General features: G+C 60.8%; 11 protein-coding genes and 1 pseudogene. All 12 read left to right on the top strand.

The genetic code is table 11. The features are described from left to right. Positions 1 to 160 precede the first annotated feature (160 nt). The gene (locus GC092_RS12585; protein WP_324012310.1) at positions 161 to 1,621 is read left to right on the top strand and encodes an O-antigen ligase family protein; all 1,461 of its coding nucleotides are present in this window, start codon (positions 161 to 163) and stop codon (positions 1,619 to 1,621) included. Positions 1,622 to 1,659: 38 nt separating this feature from the next. Further along, positions 1,660 to 2,823: a glycosyltransferase family 4 protein gene (locus GC092_RS12580; protein WP_324012308.1), complete on the top strand. Its 1,164-nt coding sequence runs from the start codon at positions 1,660 to 1,662 to the stop codon at positions 2,821 to 2,823. Continuing rightward, positions 2,820 to 3,881, top strand: a complete 1,062-nt coding sequence (locus GC092_RS16140; RefSeq protein WP_416383274.1) for a glycosyltransferase family 4 protein — start codon at positions 2,820 to 2,822, stop codon at positions 3,879 to 3,881. The genes GC092_RS12580 and GC092_RS16140 overlap by 4 nt, the downstream gene beginning before the upstream one ends. Before the next feature lie 20 nt (positions 3,882 to 3,901). After that, complete coding sequence (locus tag GC092_RS12575; RefSeq protein ID WP_324012306.1) at positions 3,902 to 4,882, top strand: glycosyltransferase; 981 nt, start codon at positions 3,902 to 3,904, stop codon at positions 4,880 to 4,882. Next, on the top strand, positions 4,882 to 6,000 hold the full coding sequence (locus GC092_RS12570; protein ID WP_324014915.1) for a glycosyltransferase: 1,119 nt from the start codon (positions 4,882 to 4,884) through the stop codon (positions 5,998 to 6,000). Before GC092_RS12575 ends, GC092_RS12570 begins: the two co-directional genes overlap by 1 nt. A gap of 70 nt (positions 6,001 to 6,070) precedes the next feature. Then, positions 6,071 to 6,928, top strand: coding sequence for an NAD-dependent epimerase/dehydratase family protein (locus GC092_RS12565; RefSeq protein ID WP_324012304.1), 858 nt, complete (start codon positions 6,071 to 6,073; stop codon positions 6,926 to 6,928). 398 nt (positions 6,929 to 7,326) lie between these two features. Then, the gene (locus tag GC092_RS12560; RefSeq protein ID WP_324014913.1) at positions 7,327 to 7,677 is read left to right on the top strand and encodes a serine O-acetyltransferase; all 351 of its coding nucleotides are present in this window, start codon (positions 7,327 to 7,329) and stop codon (positions 7,675 to 7,677) included. A gap of 17 nt (positions 7,678 to 7,694) precedes the next feature. Beyond that, a complete protein-coding gene (locus tag GC092_RS12555) occupies positions 7,695 to 8,966 on the top strand; it encodes a UDP-N-acetylglucosamine 1-carboxyvinyltransferase (RefSeq protein ID WP_324012302.1) in 1,272 nt (423 codons plus the stop codon). A gap of 63 nt (positions 8,967 to 9,029) precedes the next feature. After that, the gene (gene murB, locus GC092_RS12550) at positions 9,030 to 10,061 is read left to right on the top strand and encodes a UDP-N-acetylmuramate dehydrogenase (RefSeq protein WP_324014911.1); all 1,032 of its coding nucleotides are present in this window, start codon (positions 9,030 to 9,032) and stop codon (positions 10,059 to 10,061) included. After that, positions 10,051 to 11,523, top strand: coding sequence for a lipopolysaccharide biosynthesis protein (locus tag GC092_RS12545; RefSeq protein WP_324012300.1), 1,473 nt, complete (start codon positions 10,051 to 10,053; stop codon positions 11,521 to 11,523). The genes murB and GC092_RS12545 overlap by 11 nt, the downstream gene beginning before the upstream one ends. A gap of 104 nt (positions 11,524 to 11,627) precedes the next feature. Further along, a pseudogene (locus GC092_RS12540) lies at positions 11,628 to 12,384 on the top strand (integrase core domain-containing protein). Between the two features lie 478 nt (positions 12,385 to 12,862). Beyond that, positions 12,863 to 14,893 (top strand): acyltransferase family protein, encoded by a 2,031-nt coding sequence (locus GC092_RS12535; RefSeq protein ID WP_324012297.1) that lies wholly within the window; start codon positions 12,863 to 12,865, stop codon positions 14,891 to 14,893. Positions 14,894 to 15,067: the final 174 nt, after the last annotated feature.

Here is a 15,067-nt window from a genome sequence, read left to right as displayed (position 1 = left end):
GACCGTGGCCCCCGTGCGCACGCGCTCTCGCGTCCAGTCACGAGCACCGCTCGGGTTGCCTGACAGTACGTCAAACCACGCTGTCATAGCATCGAGTCATCATGGTTGTCACACTTGGAGGAGCGCGGAGTGAACGCGCCGGCGAGAAGCGGGGCGTGCGATGCTGATCGAGCTCACCCCGATCGGCATGCTCTTCGGGGCAGCCATCGTAGCCACTCTCGTCCTGAACCCGAAACAACTCATTTGGATACTCAGCGTTGCTGTGCCGTTCTCTCACACAGCGATGTTCGTCGTCGGCGAGAATGGCGTTAGTCCCTTTTGGGCAACTGCGGTCGTGGCGGTGGGGCGGCTGTTCTACCTGCTCCTTCATCGCGCTGGAGGCAATGGTCCGCGCCGCGCCCGCCGGGCTGGACAAGTCGAGCTTTCGGGTGCAACGGTCGCGATTTTGGCCTTCGCAGCGTACGGCCTATTCATAACTATAGTTGGACCAGCTCTGTTCGCGGGGACGCCGGTCATAACGCCTCGTGGCGGTCTTGATTCCCAAATCGGCAACTTCACCGCACTGACATATACATCGTCCAACTTCGCGCAAGCCGCGTACCTGCTCGTCGGCGTCGGACTCGTTGCGTACATTATTCTCGAGCGTCCGCCGTCCCGCCGCATCCTAGAGGCCGCTATCGTCACTGGTATCGCGCTCACTCTTTTCAAGCACTTCTTCTTGCAGTACTGGCCGCAAGCTTGGTTCGATTCAAATCCTAGCTACTACTACCACTGGATATTCGATGGTGCGCGAGAACGTGGACCGTTCGCCGAGCCGTCTCTTCTCGGAATGTTCATTGGGATGAGCATCGCTTACCTGGTCAGTTCAAGCGTAGCGAGCAGTTGGGGGCGGCGAGTTTTTTATGGCGTGTTGCTGGTGGCGGCCATCTACATCTATGCCGAGTCCTACACGGGTACAGCCCTACTTTCTCTCGGCTCCACCATGCTGATCGCGTTTGTTTACGTCGCCGTGCAGGTATTCATCGGACAGGGGAAGCGCGGTCGACTAATATTCTTCGCGGTCTGCTTGGCACTTCTCGGGCTGATTCTGGTGGCGTGGCAGTTTATCGCGAGATACACTATCGATCTCGTCATCGACAAGCTGGGATCGGAGTCGTTTGAGAAACGCAACGCGAGCAATGCCAACTCGTGGAGCGTGATGCTGGACTCGTTTGGACTAGGGGTCGGTCTTGGGAGTGATCGCCCCTCCAGTCTCTTCTTCCTGCTTCTTTCGTCCGTAGGTGTTATCGGCATTATCCTGTTCTTGCGTGGGATCGGCGGATATGCGCTAGTGGGGATGCGTGATCCGGGCCGTCAACCGCTGGTCTGGGCATTTTTGGCGCAAGTGATTGCAATGCTCGTTGCAAAGCCGGACATCTCTGCGCCGGCTTTTTGGCTCATACTCGGTCTTCTTGGAGTCGGGTACAACGAGTTTGCGCGAGAGCGAAGGAACTCGCGTGATCAACCTTGGCGCGCCCGTGATGCGATTGGATCTTTGGTTTCATTCATTCCTGATGAGATCCGATCCCTTCGTGCGCCGACGGCTTCGCCGACGGGTGAATACACGCTGGGGAGCCGATGAGAGCACCAGTAGGCGCCTAAGGTTAAGAAGAGGCAGAAATGAAGCGCAGTAATAGAGAGCAGCTCCGCGTCACCCACGTAGCGCATACTGCCGAACGTGGCGGTGCCGAGCTTGCACTACTCAAAGTGCTTAATGACCCTGCCCGCGACTGGTCGGCATCGGTGGTCTTGCCCCGAGGCGAGCGGGGTGTCTTCTCGAACCTCCGAGAAGACACCACAGTTGCGGAATCGGGTGCAAAGCAACCGCCGGGAGCCTCGGGCGCTGGATTGAATGCTGCCCTCAGTTTTGCCTGGAAGTTGGTCAAGCAAGCTGCGCGACTCCGGGTCAATCGGGAGTTTCGGCGTTCCGATGTCGTGCATGCAAACTCGACTCGTGCTGCTGTTTACAGTGCGATAGCATGCTTCACCTCAAGGAAGCCCCTGGTTGTTCACCTGCGAGATCGGATCGAGCCGGAAGCGATTGGCAAGTTCGGATTCGTCGCGTTCAAGAGGATTGTTCTTCCTCGAGCGACTGCATTTATCGCGAATTCTGACGCAACCGCTGAAACCGTGCGGCGGTATGTTCGGAGCGGGCAGATCGTTGAGGTCATCCCGAGCCCGGTTGGCGTCGCACGTGCTCGTGAGGTCCCGCTAGCGCCGCCCGGACGAGTGAGGGTGGGCATGGTTGCGCGCCTAGACCCGTGGAAGGGTCAGGCCGAACTGCTCGAAGCATTTGCCAGAGCGAACGTGGAAGAGCAAGCCGAACTGGTATTCATTGGCGACGCTGCTTTTGGTCATCAGGACTATGAGAAGAAGCTTCGTCAGTTGGCGGCCGACCTCGGTGTCGAGCGTGTTACATTTGCTGGCTTCCGCTCCGACGTGCAGGCTGCGGTGGATGCATTGGACGTCTGCGTGCAGTACTCAACAAGACCCGAGCCGCTCGGGCAGAACGTTCTGCAGTATCTCGCGCGTGCGCGCGCGACGATCGTCGCCGCCGAGGGAGGTCCCCTCGAGTGGGTAGTTCATCGGAGGAACGGTCTCGTCGTGCCGCCGCGAGACGTTGCATCGTTAGCGACAGCTTTGCGGGAACTCGTGCTCGACGCGGACCAGAGAAACGAGCTCTCGCGCGGGGCGATAGAAGACGAACGTTTGCCGACAGATTCCGAGATCTGCGCGGCGCACGGTGATGTCTTCAAGCGCGCGGCGGCGATTGGGGAACAATGAAAGTAGCATTCGTAGCGGCTCCGCTTACGGCCCGGACTGGGGTTTATCGGTCTGCGCGCGAGCTGGTCGCGGCAGGACGCAGCCAGGGGCACGATTGGCGATTGCTGCTCGGCGTGTCCGAATCAGCGTCGGGCGAACGCCCGGTGGATGATCCTCAATGGATTGACGAGTTCTCGCTTAACCCGGGCGGCGTGGAGGGAATTGTTCGGCTTCGATCAGTTCTGCGCTCACACTCGTTGGTGGCGACCGCAGACCTCGTGGTCAGTCTCATCCCGCAGTCCGACATGGCGCTCGCGACCATGCGAGTCCCATGGATTGCCTACGTTAGAGGGCTCCCTTGGCCCGCGTCCGGCGAAAGTTCCTTTGCTAAACGGAGTGTTTGGAGAGGTCTGGAACGGCTCGCTCTGAAACGAGCGCGAGCGGTGTGGGCGACCACCCGCGTCCTTTCCGACCAACTGGAATGGCGGAGAGGTACGACTATCGTTCCCGCCGGTATCCGGCCTATTGAGCGGACAGTGTGGGGTGATGAACCTCCTGGAAGCGCGGTTTGGGCTGCGCGGTTTCACCACGACAAGAACCCCCGTCTCTTCTTGCAGGCGGTGGAAGGGCAGGGATTCCCCGCTAAAATGTACGGCTCGGGTGAACTCGAGCAGCAACTCCGTGCGGGCGCGCCGGCGAATGTTGACATCGTTGGGTGGTCCCGTCCAGAGGAGCTATGGGCGGAGGCGTTTGTCTACGTCGGCACATCATTTCGGGAGGCGTTCGGTAGAAGCGCACTGGAGGCGGCGATGAGTGGGGTACCGATCGTCATTAGTGACGCGTTTGGCGTGGCGGAGCATCTCGTAACCGATGAAGAGATGAGGCGGCGCTTCGTGCTTCCTGTCTCAGACATCAGTAGGTGGCGAAGCGCTCTTAGAGATTTGCACACTGATGTTCAGTTGCGATCTACCTACTCGGACCACCTTGTAAACAATGCCTCGAAGCTCACAATCGACAGGTCTGCTGAGGCCGTCGCTGCCGGAATCAAACGGGTTCTCGGCCAGGGGCGTACGAGATGAATGCCTGCCCCGATGTTTCCGTGATCGTCGGATATTACAACCGACGAGATGTGCTGGACGTTACCCTTGATTCGATTCTCGGGCAGAGTTTTTCGAACCTGGAGCTGATCGTTTTCGATGACGCTTCAACGGACGGTACTGCGGAGGCGCTAGCGGAGTACGCAGCTCGAAGACAGGATGCACGCCTGAGAATCTTGTTGCACGAGGCGAATGTGGGTTTCGTCCGCGGCCTAACGGACGCCATCGGTCTCGCGCGTGGCCAATACATTGCGATCCAGGGGTCTGGCGATTCTTCCAGGCCCGAGCGGATTGCACGCCAGGTCGAATTACTTGAAGCTCGTCCGGAAGTTGGAGTTGTCGGGTGCTGGTATAACAACTACAACATCTCAAGTGGCCGACATGAGGAGGTGCGGCCAAATGCAGATTCGGCGTCACTTGATGACCTCATGCAGAGAAACTTCTTCACGCATGGCGAGGTCATGTTCCGACGCTCTCTCTATGATCGAGTGGGCGGCTACCGCCCCGAGTTCACATATGTTCAAGACCTCGATCTATGGATTCGTATGCGCAGACTCGCTGAGTTCGCGACGGTTCCTGAAGTGCTGTACGAGCGCTACATTCGGAACGACGGCGTAACGAGCAATCCCAAGAAGTTCGCTCGCCAAGTCCGATTCCCGGTGCTCGCGCGAGAGCTTTCGCATTTGACGGAGGCTGATCAGGAGCGGAAGCTTGAGCTTGTCCGGGAAAGAGGTGTCGAATCGGTTGTCTCTCTCAATCATCCTCAGGTACAGAAAAAGTACATTGAGCACGTTCGCGTGCTTGGTTGGAGCGGGAAACCAGACGAGGCGGTGGAGCTCGCGCGCGAGAACGTTATGTCTTTACGGCATCGAGTTTTTCTAGTGGGATTTTTCACGGCCTATCGTCTTCCAATGCTTGGTCAAGTTCTGAGGGTTTTCGTCGCGGCCGGGCGTCGAATCAAGCGCAAGGTTGGAGGTCGTTGATGCGTAAGGTGGTGGTTTTCAGGAGCAACTTGCTCCCGGCGTCGGAAACATTCGTCCGGAATCAGGCAGATGCCCTGGAGAATTGGCAACCCACGTTGATGGGGCTCCGTCGGACGGATTCGCCTGTGTCGCGTCATACTGACGTGATCATCGAGCCGCGCACGAAGCTTCACAGCCGCCTCCATTCGCTTACAGGGCGAAGCCACCGTTTGAGTAGCTTCATCCAGCAGTCCCGTGCTGAGGTAGTTCACGCGCACTTTGCGACAGATGCGTGGCTTGTGGTTAAAGCAGCTCGAGCGGCAGGGGTGCCGCTCGTTGTCACGGTTCATGCCCGAGACGTCACGGCCGCGTTGAACCAGGGGTCTGTTCTGAAAAGGCTGATCATGAGACGGCGCGTGAAGTACGCGCTTTCGCACGCGGACCTTGTGGTCACGGTGTCCGACTACATCACACGGCACGCGCTGACGGCGGGCGCCAAAGCAGAACGGACAGTGCGGCTTTACACCGGCACGCCCATTCCCGAGGACCGAAGCACTCGGAAGGAATGGGACATTGTATTCGTGGGAAGGCTCGTCGAGAAGAAGGGCATCGACGATCTTCTTGAGGCTTTGGCGATTATCGATTCTCCCGGGATTAGGGTGGCCATTGTTGGCGACGGGCCGCTGAAATCCATGCTCGTAGAGCGTGCGCGTACCCTTTCGGCTCAGATCCGCTTCCTGGGAATGATCCGGCCGCAGGCAGTTCTTGAGACGATAGCCGCAAGTCGAGTGCTTGCTGCCCCTTCGAAGACGACTCGGGACGGCGACATCGAAGGTCTGCCTACCGTGATCATCGAGGCGCTGGCACTAGGTGTTCCAGTTGTAGCGACTCGACACAGCGGCATCCCTGAAGCGGTCGTCGATGGCGTCAACGGCAGGCTCGTCGATGAGCGTGACGTGGTCGCGCTTGCCTCGGCGATCAGCGCTTTGGTCGATGATGAGGCTGAAGCCGCGCGTTGCGGGGCGCGTGCGAGAGAGACGGCGATTTCGGCGTTCGACATCCAACGTCAGACTGCGCAGCTGGAGCTCCTGTATGATAAGGTGGCCCGCTCGAATCTTCGCGGAAGCCGCGCGGGCTAGGCCGACGACTGTCGGCACATAGATTGCGAGGATATTGGTGCGGTTTTTTATTACGGGTGTCGCGGGATTCGTGGGCTTTCATCTGGCGAACCGGTTGCTCGAAGACGGGCACGAGGTGCATGGCTTCGATGGGATGACGCCGTACTACGATCCGTCCTTGAAGAAGGCGCGCGTGCGGATCCTCGAGGAGCAAGGGCGCTTCTCTTGGACCGAGGGCATGCTTGAAGACAAAATGGCGCTGGAGGCTTCTCTTGAAGATCGAGTGCCAGATGTGATCATCCATCTTGCGGCGCAAGCAGGAGTTCGCTACAGCCTTGAGGCGCCTCTCGCTTACGTGGACGCCAACCTGGTCGGCACGTTTAACATCCTCGAACTTGCTCGAGAGCTTAAGCCTGCCCATCTGATGCTCGCATCGACGTCGTCTGTGTACGGGGGCAACCAGAAGCTTCCATTTGCTGAGAGCGATGGGAGCCACTTCCCCATGTCGCTCTATGCGGCGACGAAGAAGGCTACGGAGGCGATGAGCCACGCCTACGCGCACTTGTTCGATATTCCGACGACCTGCTTCCGTTTCTTCACCGTGTATGGGCCGTGGGGCCGGCCGGACATGGCGTTGTTCAAGTTTGTCGAGCGAATCGAAGCTGGTGAGGCTATCGATGTGTATGGCAATGGCGAGATGAGTCGTGATTTCACCTTTGTCGATGACCTTGTCGCTGCTATCGAGATGTTGTCGCTCAAAGCGCCTGTGGTTGGCGAGCCTGTGGTGGCTCCGGGCGCGGTTGATTCGCTTTCGCCCGTCGCGCCGTGGCGCGTGGTCAACATTGCGGGCGGACGCGAGGTCCCGTTGCTCGAATACATTGAGGCGATCGAGCGTCACCTTGGGCAGCCGGCGAAGAAGAACTTCTTGCCGATGCAACCGGGGACGTAGTTTCTACGCGCGCGGACGCATCGTTGCTGAAAGCGTTGACTGGGTACGAACTGACGACGAGCGTCGACGAGGGTGTCGGAGCATTTGTCGAATGGTATCGGCAGTATCGCAAGGACTCCGCGTTCGCGCACCTCGCCAGTGAGGCGGTTCCTCGCGTCAGCGACCGCGCCCTCGTCGAACTTGCCGACTGATTGTGCACCGACTCAGTCTGCCGCTCAGCGGGTGCAAATGTCGCCCAGTAAAGAACTTTGATCGAGGTTAACGTGCGATTAGGTGCAGTGAAGAACTTCTTGCTGGGTGGGGCGTATTTCCGAGTCGCACAGTACGTTCGTGTGATCGCCCGGCTGCGCTCGAAGGGCCGTCAGAGGTCAGCGTGGATACTCGCGTCACGATTGAGCGTGAAGTACGGTGTGTATTTGTCTTCTCGTGCGCAGGTTCCCGCCACGACTCGTATGCCCCACCCAACGTCGATCGTGATCGGCGAAGGCGTCAAGCTCGGTGAGAACGTGACGCTTTATCAGAACGTCACCTTGGGTGGCGCTCGTCGCGGGGATTGGAAAGCGGGAAACTACCCTGAGGTGGGAGAAGGAACGACGATCTTTGCGGGGGCCGTCGTTGTAGGGGCGGTGAAAATTGGTCGACAGTGTGTCATTGGGGCTAATTCGGTAGTAACCTCCGATATCCCCGACTTCTCCACGGCCGTGGGTGCACCGGCGCGCGTCGTGCGCGTCGGAACGGAAAGACTCTGAGGCGAGGAAAAGAGAATATGGAAGCAGAGCCAAAGACTCTGTCGGTGACGGCATCTCGACTCGAAGGCACAGTTCGGGTCGATGGCGCTAAGAACTCCGCGCTGCGGTTGCTCGCCGCATCGTTGCTTACCGCTGATGATGTTGAACTTACGAACTACCCATCAGAGTTGCTTGACGCCAAGATTCATGTTGGCATGCTGGGCGCTTTGGGCAAGACCGTGGAGTTGTTGTCTGACAGTCATGTACGGATAACGGAGAAGGCGGGCCTGCCCAGTTCGAACCTTGTGTGGGATGGTCGGTCAATTCGTAACACCTTGCTGATCCTTGGCGCGCTGACGGCGCGCACTGGTGCTGGGAGCGTCCCCTTGCCAGGCGGTTGTCGCTTGGGGGAGCGCAAGTACGACCTCCATGTTCACGTACTCGAGGCGTTGGGTGCGCGTGTTTGGGACGACGCGAGCTATCTTCACGCTGAGGCGCCCGCGGGTGGACTCATTGGTGCTGATATTCATCTGCGTCTGCGTTCGACAGGAGCGACTGAGAACGCGATCTTGGCCGCAACCCTCGCGAAGGGGACGACCCGCATCTGGAATCCCCATATTCGCCCGGAGATCATCGATCTTGTCTCCATGCTTAATTCCGCCGGCGCGAGAATTAAGGTGCACGGACAGGAGCACATCGAGGTCGAGGGCGTTGAAGAGCTGTCGTCGGTTCGGCACCGAGTCATTCCGGACAACATGGAGGCGATAACGTGGCTCGTCGCGGCAGGTGTGTCGGGTGGCGAGATTGAGATTGAAGACTTCCCTTACGGTGACTTGCAAGCGGCACTTATGCACCTCGAGTCATCGGGAGCAACGCTCTACCGCGGAGAGAATTCGCTCATTGTTCGGGGTGAGAAATGCTATCCGTTTGAGATCAGCACCGGACCGCACCCCGGAATCAACTCCGACGTCCAACCGATCCTTGCTGCTTGGGCCGCTAAAGCCCGTGGCGAATCTCGCATCGTGGACCTGCGATTCCGCGGTCGCTACGACTATGCGGGCGAGTTGTCCAAGATGGGCGTTGAGAGCGTGGTCGACGGCGACATGCTTCGCATCAGCGGTTCTGGCGGTCAGCTCCAGGGAGCAGAAGTTCGGGCGCTCGACCTGCGCGCGGGAGCGTCGTTCGCTCTGTGCGGGCTGATGGCCGAGGGAGAGACAACCGTGACCGATGCTTGGCAGATCGCGCGAGGTTATGTGGGGTTTGCGGAGAAGCTTCGTTCATTGGGTGCTCACGCACAGTGGGGCTACTGATCTTTGCTCGTCGACGCTTAGGAGGCGTTTTCCTAGTGGGCGGTGCGGAGAGGGCAGGTGAACATGTCGCCGATTAAGGCAGACGGGCCGTTGGTTAGGCGTCTCGCAGAGTTGTCCGTGGGTAACGTCACTAGCGGTGTCGATCTCGGTCGACTTACTCGCTGGCGGATCGGTGGCATGGCGGACGCAATGGTTGAGCCGGATTCCGTTGAGCATGTAGCGGCTCTTCTGGCTTTCCTTTCGAATGAGGGCGTGCCTTACTGCGTGGTGGGTGAGACGTCGAACCTGCTTTTCGACTCCTCAGGACTGAGAGGTGTCCTTGTGCGTGTGGGCGACCGACTCTCGGGGATCGAGGTCTCTGGGAGCAGAATGTCGGTTGCGTCAGGCACGCGCGTGCCGCATGTCGCACGGACCTCTGCGGCTCATGGGCTGGCCGGGATTGAGCACATCGTCGGAATTCCGGGGACGATGGGCGGGCTGGTTCTGATGAATGGCGGTAGCCAGCGTAAGGGAATCGGAAGTCACGTTGCGTCAGTCCAGTATGTCAGTGAGACAGGTGAGGTCCTCTCGTACACTCGTGAGCAGTGCGACTTCTCTTACCGACACTCGAGTCTGCAGGGCCGTCGAGGCGTCGTAGTTGGGGTGGAACTCGAGCTCGAACACGGTGATTCTGTGTCGATCAACCAGGAGATGGACGAGATCGTCGAGTCGAGGGCGCAACGTTTCCCTCAAGACGAACCAAATTGTGGTTCGACATTCTTGTCGAATCCTGCAATGTACGCGACAGTAGGACCTCCTGGAAAGGTGATTGAGGAAGCTGGGTTCAAGGGCATGGTCCTTGGCGGCGCGCAAGTTTCCCCGATTCATGCAAACTTCATCAACAACGCGTCATCGGCTACTTCGGACGATGTGCTGTCGTTGATCGGTCTCATCCGAGGCACAGTGCACGCGCGCACGGGCTTCCTGCTGGACGCTGAGGCCCGATACGTCGCGCCGGACGGGTCGATGAGACCCGCGCATGAGGTTTGCGACGACCGCGGGCTGACGAGGGAGATCCGCGAGAGCGACAGGAACCGCCTTTCCGATGTCGTCTAGCGGCCTGTCAGGCTCGGCGGCGCGCGGGGGCGCGGTCACCATGTTGGCCCAGGCCGCGCGCATCATCATTCAGATGCTCCAGGTATTCATCCTGGCGCGGTTGATCGCCCCCGAGTCTTATGGTCTCGTCGCGATGGCTACTGCGTTCACTGGTATCGCAGGCATTTTGCGCGACTTCGGCTTGTCGACCGCTGCACTTCGTAGGGTGGACCTGTCGGCGCAGCAACGGACGAATTTATTCTGGCTGAACACAGCGTCCGGCGTCGTTCTCGCCGGGATCATATTCGCACTGTCGTGGCCGATCGCGGCGTTCTACGGTGAGACGGAACTCGTTACGCTTGTGCAGTGGGTATCGTTGGCCTACGTGATGAGCGGCGCCACGACGCAGTTCCGTGTGGCTATCAGCCGCGATCTCCGTTTCAGAGCGCTCGCAATGTGCGATGTGCTTCCATCGATCGTGGCGCTCCTGTTGGCTGTACCTGTCGCTTTGGCAGGGTACTCGCTCGCGGCGCTTGTCGTGCTCCAGTTGGCGCTTCCTGCGACTGACCTGCTCTGCAGCGCGATCCTCGCACGCTGGAGACCTGGCCTGCCGAGGCGTGCGCCGGGGATGCGGGACCTTCTCTCCTTTGGTGTGAGTTTCGCCTTCACCCAGCTTCTGAGCTACGCAACACGAAATGTGGACACGGTCATCATCGGTCGTCTGTGGGGTGCATCTCCGCTCGGACTCTATAACCGCGCGTTCCAGCTCTCGGTGGTTCCGATCAATCAGATCAATGCCCCGATGACTAAGGTCGCGTTGCCGGTCCTGGCGCGCGTGGTCGACGAGCCGGAGCGGCTAATGCGCGGATTAAGATCCGCACAACTCGTTGCTTGCTACCTCACTGCGACGGGATTGTGTATCGCTGCGGGCTTGTCTGAGCCGCTTATCGAGGTTCTATTGGGGCCGGGCTGGTCGGGCGCGGCACCGTTGTTTGCGATCCTCGCTCTAAGCTCGGTATTTCGTTCGATCCAACAGATCGCGAACTGGTTGCAGGTCGCAAAGGGATCTGCCAGGTCGTTGCTAATGAGCAATCTCATCGGTCAGCCCGTGATAATCCTTCTGATAGCACTGGGGATCCCGTGGGGGGTAGTCGGGGTGGCGGCCGGAAGTGTGATCGGATACGCAGCGTTCTGGGTATTCTCAATGCTTTGGGCAGGGAAGCACACGGGTGTACCTACCGTGCCGCTCATGGCGCGGGCAACCCGCATTGTCGGTTGTGTGGGGGTACCGAGCGGGCTCGCGGCGTACGCGACCTGCTGGTTGTCTCCCTGGGAGGCTTTTCCGACGTTGCTGCTGGGAGCGGCGGCCTCATGCGTTGCCTTGGCAGCTTCATACCTCTCGTCCCGGCGGACGCGAGTCGAGTTGAAGGCACTCGCGTCGCTCGTGCGGAAGAGTCTCGGGCGGCGGGGGAAGCCGCTCTAGCTGTACCGCCATGAGGTTGGTTCCGTCGTTGAGGTTGTGAACGGAGAGGACGTCCGGGCTCAAGTCGGGATATCTGACGTCTTCGTGGAGCACACGGAGGTTCCATGGCCGACGCTGGCGCCCGTGTGACCGTTTATGGCAGGCGGTTGATCATCGAACGTGCCCGCACCGGCTGGAAGCATGCGCATGTCGCCGCGGCGATCTCGCGCACCTGTGTGAAGTGTGGCTCACGCGCTACCGCACGGAAAGTGAGAGGCCAGCCTGGCCGGCCGGTCCTCGCGACCGCACACCAGTCGGACGCGCACGAGCGCCGAGATCGAGGAAGCAGTCTCGACCTGCGTCAGACGGAGCGCGTCGGGCGGGATAAGATCGCTGTCCGGCTCGGCGTTTCCGCTCGGGCGGTCTCGCGCATCCTGTCCCGCCATGACGTCCGCTGTTGCGTGCGCTGGGCCCGATCATCGGGAGGTGATCCGCCCATCGAAGACCACCGCGGTCCGCTATGAGCGGGATCGGCCCGGCGAGCTGGTCCACATGGACGTGAAGAAGCTCGGTAAGATCCCCGACGGCGGTGGCTGGAAGGCACACGACCGCGCCTGGGCCTACAGGTTCTCGCGGCGCGAGGCTTGCGCTGCGCACGCGAGCCGGTAGAAGTTCATCAAGCCGCACTGCCCCTGGCAGAACGGCTAGGTTGAGCGCGTCGACCGCATCCTGCAGACCGAATGGGCCTACCTGCAGGTCTTCCTCACCACCAACGCCGACCGGACGGCCGCGCTTGTGCCCTGGCTCGAGCACCACAGCACTGGACGACGCCACTCGGCCCCCGGAGCCGGCCCGCCGATCACCCGACTGGCACCAACGTGAGACCTGGTACATCGCGCCTTGTTCACCTTGCCCGACCGCGAGTGAAATCGCGAGCCCACTGAGCAACGGCTCCGTGGAGCGACGCTAAGTCTCCGCGACATTCAGCACATCATCGCTAGGGCTGGCATTCGCCTCGATACTTGCAAGGCCGTCCTTCAGGGCGTGGCGCGAGACCGGCGACGCCCGCACAGGGCGACCTGCCGACGCGTGGCGGCGGCTGGCTGCGTAGCTCGCCGCCCTGGAGACGATGAAGGATCCGTGCCTCGCCTGTTCGCCGGATGTTGCGACTCGGGTGACCGGCGCGTTGAGGGTTCGTCGCGACCTCGGACACACGACGGCGGACAGACTCAGCAGCTACCGGACTCTCGCAATCGCCAGAAGGTAGCGTTGCCGTAGGCGACAGTCGGCCGACGTGCCCCACCGCGCCGACGGTCTTGAAGCGGGATCCCCTTGAAACCGCCCGTTAGGCTTTCGGGTCGTGGCTTCCAAGAGACTCGACATCCAAGGACTGCGCGCACTCGCTGTATTGCTGGTCGTCATCTATCACCTCTGGCCGTCCCGCGTGCCGGGCGGGTTCATCGGTGTCGACGTCTTCTTCGTGATCTCTGGCTACCTCATCACCGCACATCTGCTGCGTGAGGTTGAGAACACCGGCACCGTCGCGTTGTCCCAGTTCTGGGCACGTCGTATCCGGCGACTCCTGCCGGCGTCGCTCCTGGTTCTGCTGGCGTCCTTCGGGCTTGCAGTGGCCGTCATGCCGGGGTCAGTGATGCCGCAGAATCTGTCGGAGATCGGCGCCAGTGCGCTGTACGTGCTCAATTGGCTACTCGCGGTGAATGCCGTTGACTATCTCGCCGCTGAGAACTCCCCGAGCCTCGTGCAGCACTTCTGGTCGCTGTCAGTTGAGGAGCAGTTCTACATCGCCTGGCCCCTCCTGATCTTGCTGGTGCTGCTTCTGGCGCGGAAGGTGCGGGGGAATCAGCGACATGCGATCGGAGTCGGCATCGCGGTCGTGTTCGTCTTGTCGTTGGCGGTGTCGATTTGGGCGACGTCGGAGTATCCGTCAATCGCGTACTTCGCGACCCCCGTGAGGGCGTGGGAGTTCGCAGCGGGCGGGCTGCTCGTGTTCCTCCCGGCCCTGTCGCGGGCACCTCAGCCTTCGCGGGTCGTGGCCAGCTGGTTCGGGCTCGCTGCGATCCTGGTGCCCGCGTTCGTGTTCGACGCGAACACGCCCTTCCCAGGTTGGACGGCACTGATTCCGGTGATCGGCACCGCACTTCTCATTCACATTGGTGATCCTGATTCCAACTGGGCGCCGCAGTTCCTCGCTAGGCATGGACTCGTGCAGTTCATCGGAGACAACTCCTACTCCATCTACCTCTGGCATTGGCCGCTGATCGTCGCCTACCCGGTGGCCACAGGCCGATTGCTCGGCCCTCGTAGCGGGCTCGTGATCCTCGCTGCGACGATCGTGCTCGCAGTCCTTACCCAGCGGTACGTCGAGACGCCATTGAGACGCTCGGCCGGGCCGCTTCGATCGCGGCGTCCGACCTATGCGTTTATGGCCCTGGGGATGGTCGCGATCGTCGCTGTGACCGGGGGCACGTCGTACGCTGTCGCGACGGCCGATGAGCGATACGAGTCGTCCATAGAAGCCGAACTTGAGAACAGGGAGGGATGCTTCGGCGCCTACGCGCTCGACAACCACTGCTCCGACCCTTTCGCCGTCACAGGGACCGTCAACCCCGCGTATACGAGCAGCGACATCTATTACAAGCGAGGTATCTCGATGAACGCTCCTTGCACGACCTCCGCCGAGGGCGTGAAGCACTGCGAGTTGGGTGAGATGGACGATCCCGCGCTGACGGCTGCTTTTGTCGGGGACTCCCACTCTCACCACCTCTGGGAGGCGATGCATCTCGTCGGGAAGGAACTCGGCTGGCGCGTCCTCGCATATCAGTCCCCTGGCTGCAGCGGATTCGACGTGCCCCGCGAGGAGAAGAACGCGGAAGACCAGGCGCGGATCGACAACTGCGTAGAGTGGGGCGAGAAGGTCCGCGAGGAACTCGCCGCGAACGAGGCGCTCGAGGCCCTGGTATTCAGCAACCGGGCGCACACAAAGAAGACTGATGCTGCGACGGCGGCAGACATGCTCGCACCGCTGCTCGCTGGCGGGCGCGAGGTCGTGGCACTCACGGACGTACCTGGGATGCCGGAGCGAGTGCGGGCGCCCGAATGTGTGGAAAGCGAGCGCTCGGAGTATGATCCCTGCTCGTGGGAGAGGCCCGAGCGGCCGAACTTCCTCGCGGACGCGGTACGTGCCAGCGGTGGGGACGTCGTTGACCTTGGTTCGCGGCTCTGCACAGGCGGGAAGTGCCACGCCGTGATCGGAGGAACGATCGTCTACTTCGACAGCAATCACCTAGCGACGGCCTTCTCACGCTCACTCGCGCCGTGGCTCGCGCACCAACTAGAGGACGCCACCGCGGTGACGTCGCCAGAATCGTGACAGCTGCGGTCTGTCGTCTGGCGCTTCGAGTGGTCCCATCAGCGCATCAGAGGCGGCGCGCGGCGTTCGCCTACACGCGATGCAGTTGAGCGCCGAGGGCGCTGCGACGCTCTCATATCGGGGCCTCCCTCTCCCGCCTCAGGGATCGCCAGGCTCGGAGCGAGCTGGCTTATG

The sequence above is a fragment of the Microbacterium sp. JZ37 genome (assembly GCF_035188445.1).
Lineage (GTDB): Bacteria > Actinomycetota > Actinomycetes > Actinomycetales > Microbacteriaceae > Microbacterium > Microbacterium barkeri.
This window is presented reverse-complemented; position numbering and strand designations above follow the sequence as displayed.

Coding starts and splice junctions, on each gene's coding strand:
- GC092_RS12580 (WP_324012308.1), top strand. CDS start 1,660: ATGAAGCGCAGTAATAGAGAGCAGCTCCGCGTCACCCACGTAGCGCAT.
- GC092_RS12545 (WP_324012300.1), top strand. CDS start 10,051: ATGTCGTCTAGCGGCCTGTCAGGCTCGGCGGCGCGCGGGGGCGCGGTC.
- GC092_RS12555 (WP_324012302.1), top strand. CDS start 7,695: ATGGAAGCAGAGCCAAAGACTCTGTCGGTGACGGCATCTCGACTCGAA.
- GC092_RS16140 (WP_416383274.1), top strand. CDS start 2,820: ATGAAAGTAGCATTCGTAGCGGCTCCGCTTACGGCCCGGACTGGGGTT.
- murB (WP_324014911.1), top strand. CDS start 9,030: ATGTCGCCGATTAAGGCAGACGGGCCGTTGGTTAGGCGTCTCGCAGAG.
- GC092_RS12585 (WP_324012310.1), top strand. CDS start 161: ATGCTGATCGAGCTCACCCCGATCGGCATGCTCTTCGGGGCAGCCATC.
- GC092_RS12570 (WP_324014915.1), top strand. CDS start 4,882: ATGCGTAAGGTGGTGGTTTTCAGGAGCAACTTGCTCCCGGCGTCGGAA.